15 protein-coding genes are annotated in these 16,048 nt (G+C 69.2%); 8 read left to right on the top strand and 7 right to left on the bottom strand.

Translation table 11 applies throughout. From position 1 onward, the window contains the following. Window positions 1-163: 163 nt before the first annotated feature. Window positions 164-1,411 carry a phosphoglycerate dehydrogenase gene (serA, locus tag EV668_RS16040; protein WP_133771743.1) on the bottom strand — a complete coding sequence of 416 codons (1,248 nt, stop codon included), beginning with the start codon at window positions 1,409-1,411 and terminating at the stop codon, window positions 164-166. Window positions 1,412-1,577: 166 nt separating this feature from the next. Between serA and EV668_RS16035 the strand changes: the two genes are divergently transcribed. Together EV668_RS16035 and EV668_RS16030 are read left to right on the top strand one after the other, a co-directional pair. Then, window positions 1,578-2,996: an amidase gene (locus EV668_RS16035; RefSeq protein ID WP_245513219.1), complete on the top strand. Its 1,419-nt coding sequence runs from the start codon at window positions 1,578-1,580 to the stop codon at window positions 2,994-2,996. A gap of 163 nt (window positions 2,997-3,159) precedes the next feature. Further along, window positions 3,160-4,065, top strand: coding sequence for an ABC transporter substrate-binding protein (locus EV668_RS16030; protein WP_133771739.1), 906 nt, complete (start codon window positions 3,160-3,162; stop codon window positions 4,063-4,065). Between the two features lie 12 nt (window positions 4,066-4,077). Here EV668_RS16030 and EV668_RS16025 read toward each other — a convergent pair whose 3' ends face one another. From EV668_RS16025 to dapF, 4 genes are all read right to left on the bottom strand, one after another. Then, entirely contained in the window at window positions 4,078-4,596 is a 519-nt protein-coding gene (locus EV668_RS16025) for a flavin reductase family protein (protein ID WP_133771736.1), read from the bottom strand. A gap of 97 nt (window positions 4,597-4,693) precedes the next feature. Further along, window positions 4,694-6,988: a putative bifunctional diguanylate cyclase/phosphodiesterase gene (locus EV668_RS16020; protein WP_133771734.1), complete on the bottom strand. Its 2,295-nt coding sequence runs from the start codon at window positions 6,986-6,988 to the stop codon at window positions 4,694-4,696. A 228-nt stretch (window positions 6,989-7,216) separates the two neighbouring features. Further along, complete coding sequence (mtaB, locus tag EV668_RS16015) at window positions 7,217-8,458, bottom strand: tRNA (N(6)-L-threonylcarbamoyladenosine(37)-C(2))-methylthiotransferase MtaB (protein ID WP_133771732.1); 1,242 nt, start codon at window positions 8,456-8,458, stop codon at window positions 7,217-7,219. Continuing rightward, window positions 8,455-9,360: a diaminopimelate epimerase gene (gene dapF / locus EV668_RS16010; RefSeq protein WP_133771730.1), complete on the bottom strand. Its 906-nt coding sequence runs from the start codon at window positions 9,358-9,360 to the stop codon at window positions 8,455-8,457. Before dapF ends, mtaB begins: the two co-directional genes overlap by 4 nt. A 125-nt stretch (window positions 9,361-9,485) precedes the next feature. On the opposite strand from dapF, the gene EV668_RS16005 reads away from it, so the two are divergent. Next, the gene (locus tag EV668_RS16005) at window positions 9,486-10,178 is read left to right on the top strand and encodes a GyrI-like domain-containing protein (RefSeq protein ID WP_133771728.1); all 693 of its coding nucleotides are present in this window, start codon (window positions 9,486-9,488) and stop codon (window positions 10,176-10,178) included. Window positions 10,179-10,196: 18 nt separating this feature from the next. On the opposite strand, the gene EV668_RS16000 is transcribed toward EV668_RS16005, so the two are convergent. Further along, window positions 10,197-10,985: an IclR family transcriptional regulator domain-containing protein gene (locus tag EV668_RS16000; RefSeq protein ID WP_133771726.1), complete on the bottom strand. Its 789-nt coding sequence runs from the start codon at window positions 10,983-10,985 to the stop codon at window positions 10,197-10,199. A 333-nt stretch (window positions 10,986-11,318) separates the two neighbouring features. On the opposite strand from EV668_RS16000, the gene EV668_RS15995 reads away from it, so the two are divergent. The 5 genes from EV668_RS15995 (at window position 11,319) to EV668_RS15975 (ending at window position 15,342) form a co-directional block, all read left to right on the top strand. Next, a complete protein-coding gene (locus tag EV668_RS15995) occupies window positions 11,319-11,996 on the top strand; it encodes a 3-oxoacid CoA-transferase subunit A (protein ID WP_208111561.1) in 678 nt (225 codons plus the stop codon). After that, a complete protein-coding gene (locus EV668_RS15990; RefSeq protein ID WP_245513218.1) occupies window positions 11,993-12,667 on the top strand; it encodes a 3-oxoacid CoA-transferase subunit B in 675 nt (224 codons plus the stop codon). Before EV668_RS15995 ends, EV668_RS15990 begins: the two co-directional genes overlap by 4 nt. Before the next feature lie 87 nt (window positions 12,668-12,754). After that, window positions 12,755-13,558, top strand: coding sequence for an alpha/beta fold hydrolase (locus tag EV668_RS15985; protein WP_166652500.1), 804 nt, complete (start codon window positions 12,755-12,757; stop codon window positions 13,556-13,558). A gap of 60 nt (window positions 13,559-13,618) precedes the next feature. Then, window positions 13,619-14,515 (top strand): MBL fold metallo-hydrolase, encoded by an 897-nt coding sequence (locus EV668_RS15980; RefSeq protein ID WP_133771720.1) that lies wholly within the window; start codon window positions 13,619-13,621, stop codon window positions 14,513-14,515. A gap of 29 nt (window positions 14,516-14,544) precedes the next feature. Beyond that, the gene (locus EV668_RS15975; RefSeq protein ID WP_133771718.1) at window positions 14,545-15,342 is read left to right on the top strand and encodes a citryl-CoA lyase; all 798 of its coding nucleotides are present in this window, start codon (window positions 14,545-14,547) and stop codon (window positions 15,340-15,342) included. Window positions 15,343-15,413: 71 nt separating this feature from the next. On the opposite strand, the gene EV668_RS15970 is transcribed toward EV668_RS15975, so the two are convergent. Continuing rightward, on the bottom strand, window positions 15,414-15,761 hold the full coding sequence (locus tag EV668_RS15970; protein WP_133771716.1) for an EthD domain-containing protein: 348 nt from the start codon (window positions 15,759-15,761) through the stop codon (window positions 15,414-15,416). Between the last annotated feature and the right edge of the window lie 287 nt (window positions 15,762-16,048).

Raw genomic sequence — 16,048 nt, 5'->3', positions numbered from 1 at the left:
CGCGAGACGCGACACTAGCGGGGTTCGGGGCGGGGGCGAAAGGGATCGCGATCAGTTCCGAAACTCCTCCCTCCTCATGCTGAGGTGCTCGGCGAAGCTGAGCCTCGAAGCATGAGGAGGTTGGGCAGGCCGGCGAGCAGAAGCCACTCGCATCAACCGCGGATCACGCTCGGTCGTAGATCAGCCGCGCCCGCACGGTGCCGTCGAGCTTTCGGATCTCCGCGAGGAGGTCGCGCGCGCTCTCGCCCGTCTCGTCGGCCTCGACCACGACGTAACCGATCTCGCCGTCCGTCTGATAATACTGGGAGGCGATGTTGATGCCGCGCCGGGCGAAGAGATCGTTCAGCCGCTGGAGATTGCCGGGCACGTTTCGCTGGACCTGCATGAAGCGCGTGCCGACGGGGCGCGAGGGGAGCTGGGCCTGCGGGAAGTTGACCGCGCCGACACTCGCGCCGGTATCGGAATAATCGATCAGCTTCTTGGCGACCTCGCTGCCGATGCGCTCCTGCGCCTCCTCCGTCGAGCCGCCGATATGCGGCGTCAGGATGACGTTCGGGATCCCCTGAAGCGGCGTCTCGAAGCGCTCGGCATTGGAGGCCGGCTCCTTCGGAAAGACGTCGACCGCCGCGCCGGCGAGATGGCCGCTCCTCAGGGCCTTCGCGAGGGCGTCGAGATCGACGACCGTGCCGCGCGAGTTGTTGATGAGGAAGGAGCCCGGCCGCATCGCGGCGAGTTGCTCCGCCCCGATCATGCGATGCGTCGCGGGCGTCTCCGGCACGTGCAGGCTGACGACGTCGCTCGCGGCGAGGAGGTCCGCCAGCGTCCGCATCGCCTCGGTGTTGCCGTGGCGCAGCCTGTCGGTGTGATCGTAATAGATCACCCGCATGCCCATCGCCTCGGCGAGGTTCGAGAGCTGGCTGCCGATATTGCCGTAGCCGACGATGCCGAGCGTCTTGCCGCGCACCTCGAAACTGCCATTCGCCGACTTGTCCCAGCCGCCCTTATGGGCGGAGCGCGAGCGGTCCGGGATGCGCCGCAGCAGCATGACGATCTCGCCGATGACGAGTTCGGCGACACTGCGGGTGTTCGAGAAGGGCGCGTTGAAGACCGGGATGCCGCGGCGGCGGGCGGCGTCGAGATCGACCTGGTTGGTGCCGACCGAGAAGCAGCCGAGCGTGAACAGCTTCGGAGCCGCGGCGAAGACCGCCTCGGTCATCTGCGTGCGCGAGCGGATGCCGAGGATGCGCACGTCCTGCAGGGCCGTGCGCAGGGCGGCCTCGTCGAGCGCCTTGGGCAGGCGTTCGAGATTGCGGTAGCCGGCCGTGACGAAGAGTTCGGCCGCGGCGTCGTTCACGCCCTCCAGGAGGAGGACGGGAATCTTGTCCTTGGACAGGGAAAGGCGATCGGACATCGGAGGCGTTCCAGGATTGGCCCGGGGCTTATCGGGCCACCTCCACGAGGTCCAGCACCGGGGCGCAGCCCAGACGCCAGCGGATCACAGGTCGCCTCGCGCGCGATCCCCTCCTAAAGTCCTCCCGCCGCACGACGCGAGCGGCAGCGGCGAACGGGGGAGCATGATGCAGGCGACCGAAATCTGGCAGATGTCCGCGAGCGACCAGGCTGCGGCGATCCGTGACGGCACGATCAGCGCCGTCGAGGCCGTCGAGGCGGCGATCGCCCGCAAGGATGCCGCCAACGGCGCCGTGAACGCCGTCGTCGTCGACCTGCGCGAGGAGGCGCTCGCCGCGGCGCGTGAAGCTGACGCGCGGCGTGCGAAGGGCGAGCCGCTCGGCGCGCTGCACGGCGTGCCGGTCACGATCAAGATCAATGTCGATTATGTCGGCCAGGCCAATTCCAACGGCGTGCCGGCCCTCGCGAACCTCATCGCCAAGGAGGATTCGCCGATCGTCCGCCACTGGCGGAATGCGGGCGCGATCGCGATCGGAATGACCAACACGCCCGAATTCTCGATGCGGGCGATGACGGACAATCCGCTCCACGGCCTGACGCTCAACCCCTGGGATCCGGCCGCCACCTGCGGCGGCTCGTCCGGCGGTGCGGCCTCCTCGGTCGCGCTCGGGATCGGGGCGCTCGCCCATGGCAACGACATCGGCGGCTCCCTGCGCTGGCCCGCCCTCGCCTGTGGCGTCTCGACGATCAAGCCGACCACCGGCCGCGTGCCGGCCTTCAACGCGACCGCCGGCGGGGAGCGGCCCATGCTGGCGCAGATCACGTCCTCCCAGGGGCCGATCGCGCGCGAGGTGAAGGATGTCCGCCTCGGCCTCCAGGCGATGATCGGCCGCGATCCGCGCGATCCCTGGCACGTGCCGCTGCCCTTCGACGGCCCGGCGCTCGACGGCCCGATCAAGGTCGCCATCGCCGAGGTTCCTGACGGGTACCCGGTCCACGACGCCGTGCTCGCCGCGGTGGAGGAAGCCGCGCGCATGCTGGCCGATGCCGGCTACGTCGTCGAGCGCGTGAAGACGCCCGACATCGCACGCCCGCTCGAACTCTGGTTCGACCTCATCCCGGCCGAGATGCGCGAAATGCAGCTCGACGCCTATCGCAAGATGGCGACGCCGGAGATGAACGCGATCGTCGACGCCTATATCGGCCTCTGCCACGCGAAGGACCTCAAGGGCTTCATGGCGGCGAGCGCGGAGCGCACCGGCCATATCCGCAACTGGATGCTGTTCCTCGAACGCTATCCGCTGGTCCTCACCCCGCTCTGCCTCCAGCCCTCCCACGCGGCGGATGCGGACCTGAAGGGGCCCGAGGCGGTGGACGGGCTGTTCCGGTCCTTCGTGTTCCAGACCGGCCTCAACACGCTCGCCCTCCCCTGCGCGGTCGTGCCGACCGGGCTGCACGAAGGCCGGCCGCTCGGAATCCAGCTCGTCGCCAGCCGCTTCCGGGAGGACGTGGCGCTCGCGGCGGCCGAGGCGATCGAGGCCCGCACGGGCGTGCTCGCCGAGCGGCTCTGGTCGAAGACGGTCTGAGAGCCGCTCCCCGCTCATCCCGACGAAAGTCGGGAACCAGCCCCCGGCCCCGACATCGCGCCACCGGTTCCTGCTGGACCCCGGCCTTCGCCGGGGTGAGCGGCCTCCGCCGGGGATTTACACCCGCCCGGCCCCGCTCCATCGAAGGAGCGGGGAGGACGCCATGACGAAGCTTCGCGTCGGCGCGGTGTCGCGCAACTATTTCAACATGCCGCTCTGGGCGGCGCAGCATCGGGGTTTCTTCGCGCGCGAGGGCCTCGAGGTCGAGCTGCATCTGATCGAGGGCATCGACGAGGTCACGCGCCGGCTCGCGGCGGGCGAGCTCGATATCGATCTCGGCGTCACCGAGAACGTGATCCTCGAGCGCGAGCGCGGCGGCCGGCTCGCCATCGTCGCCGGCAACGTCAACCGGCTGCCCTTCTCGCTGATCGCCAGGGCGGGAATCGGTTCGATCCCCGAACTCCGAGGCGCACGGATCGGCGTCTCCTCGATCCAGGCCGGATCGTCCTCGCTGGTCATGGAACTGCTGGCGCGCCACGGGCTGCGCTATCCGGACGACTACACGCTGCTTCCGGTCGGCCCCATCCTCGCGCGCTGGCGGATGCTGCAATCGGGCGAGATCGATGCCGGGCTCCAGGGCGCCCCCATGAACCGGATCGCCATCGAGCAGGGCTATTCCGATCTCGGCTCCCCGCGCGCGCTCTTTCCCGATTTCCAGTTCACCTCCGTCAATGTCGACATGGCCTGGGCCTCGGCCCACCGGGAGACCGTCGTCGCCTTCCTGCGCGCCTATATCGAGGCCCATCGCTGGCTGCGCGCCAACAAGGAGGCCTCGCGCGCCATCGCCGCGGCGGAAGCGGACCTCTCGGCCGAGCACGCGGACTTCGCCTGGGACGAGATGGTCGAGGCGGAGATCTTCCCGCCCGACGCCCGGGCGAGCGTCGCGGCGGTGCAGGCGCTGATCGACGTCTCCGCGCTCATCCGCGCCCTACCCGGCCGGGCGAAGCTCAGCGCCGAGAGCTACATCGATCCCCGTTTCGTCGACGAGGCGGAGCGCAGCCTGGCCTAGCGCGTCGAGCCGTCACAGGATCGGCGAAGGATTGTCCGGCGCGTCCTCGTCACGGGCCTCGTCGAGGCCCCGATAGCGGCGGCGGAAGAAGAGAAGCGGCTCCTTCGGGCCCGGATGCACGCTGTGCCGCAGCACGCGGGCGACGAAGATGACGTGGTCCCCGCCGTCGTGATGGGCGTAGGGCTCGCATTCGAAATGGGCCAGCGCCCCCGCGATCAGGGGAGCCTCGGCATGGCCGAGGCTCGTGCGGACACGCTCCCACTTGTCACCGAGCGTGCGGGCGAACCGCTGGGCGATCCCCTCCTGGTCCCGCGCGAGCACGTTCACAGCGTATCCCCCCGCCTCGAGCATCGCCGGCAGGCTCCTCGCGCTTCGGCTCACGCTGAACAGGACGAGCGGCGGATCGAGCGAGACGGAGTTGAACGAACTCATCGTCATCCCGACATCGTCGCCGTCCTTGCCGCGGGCCGTGACGACGGCAACCCCCGTCGCGAATTCACCGAGCGCCTGCCGGAATGCAGCTTCGCTCATCCGCCCCAACCTGTCCGCATTCCGAGCCTCGCACCGAGGGATCACGCGAGGGTGGCATAGCAGATCGCCCCGGCAGCCGCACGGCGGTCAGGTCACGTCAGACCGAGCGCAGGAAGGGGCGCGAACGGGCCGTGTCGAGCCTCTTGTCGAGCATTTCCACCGCCTCGAGGATCGTGACGGGGCGGCCGAGGTGATAGCCCTGCGCCTCGGTGCAGTTCATCGACCGGGCGAGATCCAGCAGTTCCGCCGTCTCGACGCCCTCGACCGTCGTCAGCATGCCGAGCTTCGCTGCCAGTTCGACGGTGGAGGAGACGATGGCGGAGCTTTGCTTGTCGGTGGCCATGTCGCGCACGAAGCTCTGATCGATCTTGATCTTGCTCAGCGGAAAGCTGCGCAGATGACTGAGCGACGAATAGCCCGTGCCGAAATCGTCGAGGACGATATGCGTGCCGAGTTCCCGGAACTTGTTGAGCAGCGAGGCGGTCCCGAGCACTTCCGTGAGAAGCGCCGTCTCGGTGATCTCGAGTTCGAGGCGCTCGGGCGCAAGGCCGCTCTGTGCGAGCGCATCCGCCACGATGGCGACGATCGCCTCGGAGCGCAGTTGCTGCGTCGACAGGTTGACCGCGACCTTGGGGGAGCCCGGGAAGCCCGAGATGTCCCGGCAGGCCCTGCGCAAAACCCAGGCGCCGAGCTCGTCGATCAGGCCGGATTGCTCGGCGAGAGGCACGAATTCGGCCGGGGAGATCCAGCCGCGCTCCGGATGGTACCACCGCGCCAGAGCCTCGAAGCCGGAGACGCGCCCATGCGCGAGCTCGAAGATCGGCTGATACCTCAGCGACAGCGCTCCCGTCTCGATCGCCTGCCGCAGATCCGCCTCCAGAGCGAGCCGATGACGGCGCGTCTGTTCGAGTACGGGTTCGTAGACGAGGCACGTGCCCCGGCCGGTCGTCTTGGCCTGATAGAGCGCGAGATCCGCCTCCCGAAGGATCCGATCGGCATCGGCGACGCGGCCGTCGGCGACGATCGCGATCCCGATGCTCGCGCCGATCGAGATCCGGTGGCCGAGGAGGTCGAAGGGGCGATCGATCGCGGCGACGATGTTCCGACCGAGGATTTCAGGCCGATTGTCCTCGTCCGACAGCGGCTGGAGGATCGCGAACTCGTCGCCTCCGAGGCGCGCGATCACGTCACCGGGCCGCACGCAGGCCCGCAGCCGCCGCACCACCGCTCTCAGCAGCGAATCCCCCGTCTGATGGCCGTAGGTGTCGTTGACGCCCTTGAAGCGGTCGAGGTCGAGATACAGCAATGCGAAGGAGCCGCCCTGAAGCCGGCTGCGCTGCATGAACTCTTCGAGCCGGCTCCGGAAGTGAATCCGGTTCGGGAGCTTCGTCAGGTCGTCGTGGAGGGCCAGGAAGCGGACCCGGCGCTCGACCACGCGCCGTCTCGTGATGTCCTCGTAGATCGCGACCCAGCCACCATCGAGCGGTCTCTGCGTGACGGCGATCGCCCGGCCGGCCAAGGTGTTGATCACGAAGGCGATCGGGTTGCCGTGCTCCGCGAGGTCGCGATGGCCCGACCAGATCTGCGCGACGGCAGCCTCGCTGAGGAGGCCGGATCGCGCCATTGCCTGATGCAGCTCCTCGGCCGTCATGCCGGGAGCGAGCATCGTCTCATCGAGACCGACGAGTTCGCAGAACTGGCGGTTTCTGACGATCAGGCGTCCGGCGCCATCGATCATGGTCAGGCCGTGCGACATGTTGTTGAGCGCCGCCTCGAACAACGCATGGCTGGAATCCAGCGCTTCGTCGCGCTGGCGCAGCGCCTGGCTGCGGGCATTGGCCTCCGCCGCCGCAGCCTCGGCGCGCGCATTCGCGGCGGCGAGTTCGGCCAGAGCCAACTTGAGAGGCGTGATGTCCGTGCGGATGCCGACCGTGCCCCCGCTCGCCATCTTGCGCTCGGTGATCTGGATCCAGCGGCCGTCATGCAGGAGCCGTTCCGCGGTCTGGGACCCGGAGCGATGAAACGCGATCACCGATTCGACGAACTCGTCGATCCGCCCCTCGGCCTCCGGATACTGGCCGGCCTCGGCTCCCCAGCGGATGATGTCGCCGAACCGGGCTCCGGGGACCAGGACGGGCCGACTGACCTCGTACATGCTCCGGTAGACTTCGTTGCTCAGAACGAGGCGGCTGTCCTCGTCCCACAGCACGAAGCCGTCCGACATGGTCTCGATCGCGCTTTCGAGACGGCGCAAGGTTTCGGTTTGAGCCTTCAGCCGCGCACCGCGCCTCCAGGCGAGGACTGCCAGCACGACACAAAGGGCCGCGAGCAAGCCCGCCGCGCCGACCAGCGCCGCACTCGCATCCGTGACGGTCAGCGCGGCGTCCGTCATCAACCGGCCCCGACGCCCCGACAGACCGAGACCGGAGAGCAAGCGTCATGGATAGCGGACGATCTCCGCAATCTGACGTTCATCTTCGCAGCCCGTCTTGCGGCAACACCCAGCCCTCGCATGAATGAGAGGACTAACCGCAAAGCTAGTCTGAAAGAGTTAAAAGGTCTAATAGCAATTCGTCGACAACTGTCCTGCGCGATTACGCTGCCGGGACAACCTAGCCGTTCAGGCTAGCAGCGCGCGGGCGTCGTGTCCGCGGATCATCGTGTCCGCCAGCGTGCCCCGCGGCGGGGCCGACGCGAACGAGACCGGCGCGAACGTCTCGGTGCGACCCATGCCGTTCCCTTCGACCAGCACCCGGCGGCGCTGCCCGACCTCTGCGGCGAGGTGGCGCGTGACCGATGCGGCGCCTGCTTCGCGAAGGCGCGCGGCGCGTTCTCGGATCACCGTCTCCGCAACCACGGGCATGCGGGCTGCCGGGGTGCCGGGACGCGCCGAATACGGGAAGACGTGCAGATAGGTCAGGCCGCATTCCTCGACGAGGTCGAGCGAGCGGGCGAACATGGCCTCGCTCTCGGTGGGGAAACCCGCGATCAGATCGGCCCCGAACACGATGCCCGGCCTCGCCCGGCGCAGGGCCTCGCAGAAGGCGATGGCGTCCGCGCGGGCATGCCGACGCTTCATCCGCTTCAGCACGAGATCGTCGCCCGCCTGGAGCGAGAGGTGGAGATGCGGCATCAGCCGGGGCTCCGTCGCGAGGGCATCGAGGAGGTCGTCGTCCGCCTCGACGGAATCGATCGACGACAGCCTCAGCCGCGGCAATTCGGGGACGGCCGAGAGGATCGCCTTGACGAGACCGCCGAGACGCGTCGGCCGCGGGAGATCCTGGCCGTAGGCCGTGATGTCGACGCCGGTCAGGACGACCTCGCGCGCGCCTCCGGCGACGGCGACGCCGATCGCCTCGATCACCGCCGGGACCGGCACGGAGCGCGACCGGCCGCGTCCGGCCGGGATGGTGCAGAAGGTGCAGGAATGATCGCAGCCGTTCTGGACCTCGACGAACGCGCGAACGCGGCCCGCTCCGGCATCGCTCGCCGGCGCCGGAGCGTCGCGCAGCTGCGCGAGCCCGCCCATCGCAGCGCGCGGGAGTGCGCCTGCGCCGAGATCGGCCCAGATGCCGGCGCGCATCTTCTCGGCATTGCCGACGAGATTGGCGACCTCGGGCATGGCGGCGAACCGGGCGGGTTCGATCTCGACGGCGCAGCCGGTGGCGACGATGCGCGCCTGCGGGTGCTCGCGCCTGGCGCGCCTGATCGCGCGTGCCGCCTGCCGGCCCGCCTCCGCCGTGACGGCGCAGGTATTGACGACGACGACGTCCGAGAGGCCGGCCGCCTCGGCCAGCCCCTTCACCGTCTCGCCTTCGGCCCCGTTGAGACGGCAGCCGAAATTCAGGACCGAAACGCTCACCCGGCCGCCGCTTCCGCCGCGGAGAACAGGGCGGGCGCCAGCACGCCGTCATGTTCGAGCTCGACCGGCCCCGTCATGAGGACATGGCCGTCCTCCTCGCGCCACGCGATCCGCAGATCGCCTCCCGGCAGCGTCACCGTGGCCTCGCGCCCCGTCAGCCGCTTGCGCGCGGCCGCGACGAGGGCGGCGCAGGCCGCCGAGCCGCAGGCGCGGGTCAACCCGGCGCCGCGCTCCCAGACCCGCAGCACGATGTGGTCGCGTGAGCGCACGGCCGCGAGCGAGATGTTGGCCCGCTCCGGGAAGATCGGATGGTTCTCCAGCATCGGGCCGAGCCGCGCGAGATCATAGGCGTCGGGGTCCTCGACCCAGAAGATCGCATGCGGGTTGCCCATGCTGACCACCGAGGGCGTGTGCAGCACCGGATCGTCGATGGGGCCGACCTGCAACTCGATCGCGCGGGTGTCCGCAAAGGGCTCGGCGAGCGGGATCTCGTCCCAGCGCAGGCGCGGCGGCCCCATATCGACGGTGAACGAGAGCGGGCCTCGCCGGGTCACCTCGAGCAGGCCGGCCTCGCTTTCGAGGGCGAGCGTGCCCTCGGCGCGGATGGTTCCGCGCGAGACCGCAGCGTCCTCCATCATCGCCCAGGCGACGCAGCGCGTGCCGTTGCCGCAGGCTCCGGAGCGCGACCCGTCGGTGTTGTAGATCAGGAGCCGCGCATCGGTGCCGGCCGTGACCGGATCGTGGATCGCCATGAGCTGGTCGAAGCGGCTCTCCCCCTGTCCGGCGACGGCGCGCGCCTCGGCCGGCGAGATCTCGGCGCGCCCGCCGCGCAGGTCGATGACCACGATCTCGTTGCCGAGACCATTCATCTTGAGATAGCGCCTGTCTGCCAGGGTACTCATGGGGCATCCATCGCGATTCGATCCCGTCGAATTCGTGCGTCGAACGCGGGAACAATTTCGTTGGAGCCCCTATATCGGAGGGCGCGGGTCCTGTCGCGAGGGCCCCGGCCTCGAAAGGACCATCGATGCGTGCGGCTTCTCGATCGATCGCGGTGGCCCTGACGGCGGCCCTTCTGGCCCCGGCTCTGCCGCTTCTGGGCGCCGGGCCCCTCCTGGCTCAAGGATCGGCCACGGGCAGCCAGCCGCCTGCGGCGCCGGCGCCCGCCAGCCCGCCGGCCGACAGTCCGGGCGTGCCGGCAGCGCCGACCAAGCCCTCACGCCCGCCCCTGCTCGCGGAGCCCGGCGATCCCGCCAATGTCGACGACGTGGTCCTGCCGGCGAAGCCGGCGCTCGTCCTGTCGGGATCGAGCGACTGGGATTCGGGGCTCAAATCGCTGAAGGAGGCGTTCGGGCGGATCGAGAAGGAGCTCGGACGGCTCGGAATCGAGCCGCGCGGCCGCCCCATCGTCCTCTACACGCAGACGACGGACGACAATTTCAGGTTCGAGGCCATGATCCCGGTCGCCGAGGCGCCGGCCAATCCGCCCGCCGACCTCGCCAAGGACATGCGCTTCGGCACGACGCCCGCCGGCAGGGCGTGGCGCTTCGTGCACAAGGGCCCCTACGACGACGTCGACAACACCTACGAGACGATCACGACCTATCTCGAGGCCAAGGACATCGTCGCCAAGGACGCCTTCATCGAGGAATTCGCGACCGATCCCGTCGACGGCGCCGATGCCGATCTCGAGGTGAACATCTTCGTCCAGCCGCGTTAGCGCGGCCGGACGTCTCGCCTATTCCAGGCTCTGGGAGATCTTCCGGGACGCTGCCCGGAGCACGGGCAGAAACTTCTTCCGCATCACGTCCAGCGACCCGCGCGCCGTCGAGGTGCTCGCGTTCAGCGCCGCCACGATGCGGCCCGTCCGGCCGAGCACGGGCACGGCCATCGAGCGGATGCCGACCTCGAGTTCGCCGTCGATCATGGCGAATTCCTGCTGCCGCACCTCCTGCAGCTTCTCGATCAGGAGCGCGGGGTCCGTGACCGTGCGCGGCGTGCGCTTCGTGAGCGGATGGCGGTCCAGCCAATCGGCGATCTCGCGGTCCTCGAGGCTGGCGAGCAGGACGCGGCCGAGGGAGCTGCAATGCGCCGGCAGGCGCGTGCCGACATGGATGCCCGACGAATAAAGCCGTCGCACCTCGACCCTCGCGACATAGACGACCTCGCCGCCTTCCAGCACCGCGATCGAGGAGGATTCGCCGAGCGTCTCGGTGACCTCCTGCAGCGCCGTGCGCGCGGGGTCGCCCAAACCCAGGGTGGCCGTATAGGCGTCGCCGAAATTCAGCACCTTCGGGGTGAGCCAGAACAGCCGCCCGTCGGTATCGACGAAGTTGAGGGCGCGCAGCGTGTGCAGGAGCCGGCGTGCCGTGCCCCGGCTCAGGTCGGTGTGCTTGGCGACCTCGGACAGGGTCATGCGGCGGCGGTCGCGGTTGAAGGCCCCGATCACATTCAGGCCGCGCGCGAGGGCCTCGACGAATTCCGGGTCCCGCTCGGTGCTCCTCGGAGGATTGGTCGAGCGCTCCATTCTGCTTTCTTTTCAGCTCCGTACCGCGGAACGAACGTCGCGGGCTCGACGGAGGAGCCGGAGGTGTGAACCGTCCGGATTCATGCCCGCTTTTGAGGTTTCGAGCAAGACCGTGCCTCGCGACCGCGTCGCTTGACACCTCCATATGGTCCGTTTAATGGACCTTTGTCCGCTCTGCGGACCGTTGGATTTCGCCGGAAGCGAAACCTCGGAGGAACGTGTGCAGGCTTTGTCGACGACCCGAAGCGTAGCCGCCGGAGGTCCGATCACGCCCGTGGGCGAGGGCCGGATGAGGCACGAGGCTGCGCGCCCCGCGCGCGGAGGTTGCGCATGATCGACAAATTCGTGGGCTCGATTGCCGACGCCCTTGCCGGCATCGACGACGGCGCGACGGTGCTGCTCGGCGGCTTCGGCGCCGTCGGCCAGGCGACGCATCTGATCGAGGGCCTGATCGAGGCCGGCCCGAAGGACCTCACCATCGTCGCCAACAACGCAGGCTACGGGCGGGTCGGACTCGCGCGGCTGCTTGAGGCGGGCCGCGTGCGCAAGCTGATCTGCAGCTTCCCGAGGATCGCGGGCTCCACCATCTTCGAGACGCTGTACAAGACCGGCAAGCTCGAACTCGAACTCGTGCCCCAAGGGACGCTCGCGGAGCGGATGCGGGCGGCGGGCGCCGGCATCCCGGCCTTCTACACCCCGACCGCCGCCGGAACGCGGCTGGCCGAGGGCAAGGAGACGCGCGAGATCGACGGACGGCTCTACGTGCTCGAACGGGCCCTCCCCGGCGACGTCGCCCTCGTGGAGGCATGGCGGGCCGACCGCTGGGGGAACCTCGCGTACCGCGCGGCCGGACGGAACTTCAATCCGGTCGCCGCGATGGCCGCCCGCCTGACGGTCGTCCAGACCCAGCACGTCTCTCCGCTCGGCGAGCTCGACCCTGAAAGCATCGTCACGCCGGGCATCTTCGTCGACCGCGTGATCCACGTTCCGCACGGAGACCCGGTGCTATGAGCGCGCAACCGCAGACCGACCGGCCCTGGACGCCCCATAACCGCCGCGAGATGGCGCAGCGGATCGCGAACGACATCCCGGAAGGCTGGTTCGTCAATCTCGGCATCGGCATTCCGACGCTCGTCGCGGACCATGTCCCGGCCGAGCGGGAGGTGATCTTCCATTCCGAGAACGGCATCCTCGGGGTCGGTCCCGCCCCGTCGCCCGACGCGGTCGACCCGTGGCTGATCAATGCCGGCAAGCAGTATGTGACGCTTCGCGCCGGCGGGGCCTACATCCATCACGCCGACAGCTTCAGCGTCATTCGCGGCGGCCATCTCGATCTCTGCGTGCTCGGCGCCTACGAGGTGGCGGATAACGGCGATCTCGCCAATTGGGCGACATCGGCCGAGGACACGGCGCCAGCCGTGGGCGGGGCGATGGACCTCGCCGTCGGGGCCAAGCGCGTCTGGATCGCGATGGAGCATACGACGAAGGAAGGGCGGCCGCGTCTCGTGCGGCAATGCTCCTACCCGCTGACGGCCCTCGGCTCTGTCACGCGCGTCTACACCAACCTCGCGACCCTCGACGTCACCCCGGGCGGCTTCAAGGTCCGGGACATGATTCCCGGCATCAGCCTCGCCGACCTCCAGGAGCTCACGGACGCGGACCTGGCGCCCGCCGACTCGTAAAGGCTGCCGGGACGACAGCCGGATGCCGTGCGAGCGCCCATGCGATCCTCGGCGCGGCGGGGGCGATCCGATCGAAAGGAACGGTGCATGAGCGTGGACTGGATCGAGCTTGACGGAGCCGGCTTCCGGCACGAGCTGACCGGCGGCGGCGAGCGGAGCATCGTCCTCGTCCACGAGATGGGCGGAACGCTCGAGAGCTGGGATCTCGTCCTGCCGCTGCTGGGCGCTGGGCGCGCCATCCTGCGCTTCGATACGCGCGGGGCCGGCCAGTCGACCAAGCTCCGCGGGACCGCTCCGTTCGACCGGATGGCCGACGACGTCGTCGCGCTCATGGATGCCAACGGGCTGCGGGGTCCGGCCGTCGTCGTCGGCTGCGCCGTCGGCGGCGCGCTCGCCCTGCATGCGGCGGCGCGGCACCCGGATCGGTTCGATGGCGTCGTCGCGCTCGGACCCGCGACCGGCATCGCCGAGGAGCGGCGGCCCGCCATCCTCGCCTATGCCGACCGGGTCGAGCGGGAGGGGATGCTCGCGGTATCCGAAGACGAGCTTCCGCGCTCCTACCCCGAGGTGCTGCGCGCGGATGCCGAGCGCTTCCGCCGCTTCAGGGCCCGGTGGCTCGCCAACGATCCCGGCAGCTATGCCGCGATCTACCGCATGCTGGCCGGCATCGAGATGCGGGCCGAGCTGGAGCAGCTCTCCCTGCCGTCGCTGTTCCTGGCCGGTCGCCACGACCCGCTGCGCCCACCGGAGATGATCGAGCCGATCGCCCGTCTGGTGCGCGGCTCCCGCTTCGAGGCCGTCGAGAGCGGTCACTTCTCCGCCACCCAGACCCCCGACATCGTCGCGGGCGCCATCCGAGCCTTCGTCGAGACGCTGGACGGGGCCGCGTAGCGCCCCACCGCGCTCCGCCATGACGGGCGCCCGCCACAGCAAACCGAAGGAGGATGCGCCATGATGCAGACGCGGATGATCGGCGAAGCCCGGGTGACGCGCGTGCTGGAATATGCCGCGCCGACCCATGATCCGGCCTTCCTGTTCCCGGATCTCGACCCCGCGACCCTCGCCGCGAAGGCCGAACAGGTCGCGCCGCACCACTACATGCCGCACATGAACCGGCTGATCGTCACCATCCAGCTTTGGATCGTGCAGGCCGGCGGCAACGTCATCGTCATCGATACCGGGGTCGGCAATGCGAAGCCGCGCGGCGCGGCGCGGATGAACATGCTGAACTCCCTCGTGCCGGCCTGGCTCGAGGCGGCCGGCGCGGCCCCGCACCAGGTCACGCATGTCGTCCAGACCCACATGCACAGCGACCATGTCGGCTGGAACACGATCCTTTCCGACGGGCATTGGGTGCCGACCTTCCCCAATGCGCGCTACCTGATGCCGAAGCGAGACTTCGAGTATTACCGCACGAAGCTCGCCTCCGAGCCCGATGCGTTGATCGACGCCTCGTTCGCCGACAGCGTCATGCCGGTGATCGAGGCCGGGCTGGTCGATTTCGTCGAGGACGACGCGGGCGAGATCGCCGGCTGCCTCGCGGTCGAGCCGGCGCCCGGGCACAGCCACGGCATGCTCACCTATCGCCTGCGCTCGCGCGGCGAGCAGGGCCTGTTCAGCGCCGACGTGATGCATTCGCCGCTGCAGATCCTGCTGCCGGAACTCAACACCGGCTATTGCGCGCTGCCGGACGAGGCGCGCCGGACCCGCGCACGCGTCCTCGCCGATGCGGCCGACAACGACGTCTTGCTGATGCCCATGCATTTCGGGGCGCCGCATTGCGGCTATGTTCGCCGGCAGGGCGATGGCTACCGTTTCGAACCGGCGACCTGGCCCGAGACGGCCTGAGAAGCCCGACGTCCAGGGGGAAGGAATCCATGACCGCTCCGTCCAAGACCATCCGCTCCGACATCGCGTGGAGCACCTCCGACGAGATCGTCGTGCGCGGGAAGAGCCTGCCGAACGAGATCCTCGGCCATCTCAATCTCGGCGACATGGCCTTCCTCCAGCTCACCGGACGGGTGCCGACCGCTCCGGAATCGGCGGTCTTCAACGCGCTGCTGATCACGCTGGTCGAGCACGGCATCACGCCGTCCGCGATCGCCGCGCGCATGACCTATGCGGGCGCGCCGGAATCCCTTCAGGCCGCCGTCGCGGCCGGCCTCTGCGGTCTCGGCACCGTGTTCGTCGGCAGCATGGAGGGCGCCTCGCGCATGCTCTACGACGCCCTGCCCCAAGATGCCCTGCCTCAGGATGCCGGAGAAGCCGATCTCGACGCCATCGCGCGGGATCTCGTGCAGCGCTACCGCGCGGAGAAGCGCATCCTGCCGGGCTTCGGCCATCCGATCCACAAGCCGATCGATCCGCGCACGCCGCGCCTCTTCGCGATCGCCGAGGAGAACGGCATGGCGGGGCGCTACGTGACGCTCATCCAGAAGATCCACGCCGAGGCCGAGACAGCAGCGGGCAAGCCGCTGACCCTGAACGCCACCGGGGCGCTCGGCGCCCTGTGCTGCGAGTTCGGCTTCCCCTGGAAGATCGTGCGCGGCTTCGGCGTGATGGCGCGGGCGATCGGTCTCGTCGGCCACATCCTCGAGGAGAGCGAGCGGCCGATGGCGCTCAACATCTGGCACCAGATCGAGGACGAGGCCAGCCGGCATGCGAGGCCGGCCTGAGCCCCGCCGCCTGACGACATCGGGGGGCGCGACACGGTCGCGGCCCCCGTCGCGCCGGCTCAGCCCGCGGCTTAGGCGTCGACGCCGGCCAGGGGCACGTCCTTCTCTTCCACGATGAAGGTCCGGATCTGGCCGATGAAGGTCGCACCGTCGGCCAGCAGGCGCTGCATCTGCGGCGTCCCGTGCACCTTGGCCATCGCGGCCGCATCGTCGAACCAGAGTTCCGCGACCCCGTCCGCATCGACCGGAATGTCGGGAATGTCGGCCCGCGACTGACGCGTCACGATGTGGTTCTGCACATACCGGCGAATACCGGGAACGTCATAGGCCAAGGGCGCGTGGATCTCGGTCCAATGCTCGATGAACTCCTCGTATGTCAGGTGATCCTTGCGCTTGAGCAGCGCTATCATCTTGATCATCGACCCTATTCCTCCATTCCGATGTCCGCCTGCAGCCGTGTGACGGGGCTGCAGGCCAGGCGCGATATCCGTCCGCTGCGGGGCGACAGCTCCCGTTGGGCGCAAGGCCCATCCACGCCGAGCAGCGTCAGGCCGCGGCGAGGCGACATCCGTTGCGTGTCGTCGTCATCCGCGCGCCCCCGCCTCAAAAATGTCCGCTGAGCGGACACTTGTCCATCAATGCTACACTGTGCTACCTGCCCGTCAAGCAGGGGGAACGGCCGCAAAGGCGTCGCGACGGTCGACAC

The organism is Enterovirga rhinocerotis, assembly GCF_004363955.1.
GTDB classification, from domain to species: Bacteria; Pseudomonadota; Alphaproteobacteria; order Rhizobiales; family Beijerinckiaceae; genus Enterovirga; species Enterovirga rhinocerotis.
Note: the sequence above shows the minus strand (reverse complement) of the source record. Positions and strands in the feature narration are given on the sequence as shown.

Coding starts and splice junctions, on each gene's coding strand:
- EV668_RS16020 (WP_133771734.1), bottom strand. CDS start 6,988: ATGACGGACGCCGCGCTGACCGTCACGGATGCGAGTGCGGCGCTGGTC.
- EV668_RS16030 (WP_133771739.1), top strand. CDS start 3,160: ATGACGAAGCTTCGCGTCGGCGCGGTGTCGCGCAACTATTTCAACATG.
- EV668_RS16005 (WP_133771728.1), top strand. CDS start 9,486: ATGCGTGCGGCTTCTCGATCGATCGCGGTGGCCCTGACGGCGGCCCTT.
- EV668_RS15975 (WP_133771718.1), top strand. CDS start 14,545: ATGACCGCTCCGTCCAAGACCATCCGCTCCGACATCGCGTGGAGCACC.
- EV668_RS15970 (WP_133771716.1), bottom strand. CDS start 15,761: ATGATCAAGATGATAGCGCTGCTCAAGCGCAAGGATCACCTGACATAC.
- EV668_RS15990 (WP_245513218.1), top strand. CDS start 11,993: ATGAGCGCGCAACCGCAGACCGACCGGCCCTGGACGCCCCATAACCGC.
- EV668_RS16000 (WP_133771726.1), bottom strand. CDS start 10,985: ATGGAGCGCTCGACCAATCCTCCGAGGAGCACCGAGCGGGACCCGGAA.
- EV668_RS15985 (WP_166652500.1), top strand. CDS start 12,755: ATGAGCGTGGACTGGATCGAGCTTGACGGAGCCGGCTTCCGGCACGAG.
- EV668_RS16025 (WP_133771736.1), bottom strand. CDS start 4,596: ATGAGCGAAGCTGCATTCCGGCAGGCGCTCGGTGAATTCGCGACGGGG.
- EV668_RS16035 (WP_245513219.1), top strand. CDS start 1,578: ATGCAGGCGACCGAAATCTGGCAGATGTCCGCGAGCGACCAGGCTGCG.
- dapF (WP_133771730.1), bottom strand. CDS start 9,360: ATGAGTACCCTGGCAGACAGGCGCTATCTCAAGATGAATGGTCTCGGC.
- EV668_RS15980 (WP_133771720.1), top strand. CDS start 13,619: ATGATGCAGACGCGGATGATCGGCGAAGCCCGGGTGACGCGCGTGCTG.
- serA (WP_133771743.1), bottom strand. CDS start 1,411: ATGTCCGATCGCCTTTCCCTGTCCAAGGACAAGATTCCCGTCCTCCTC.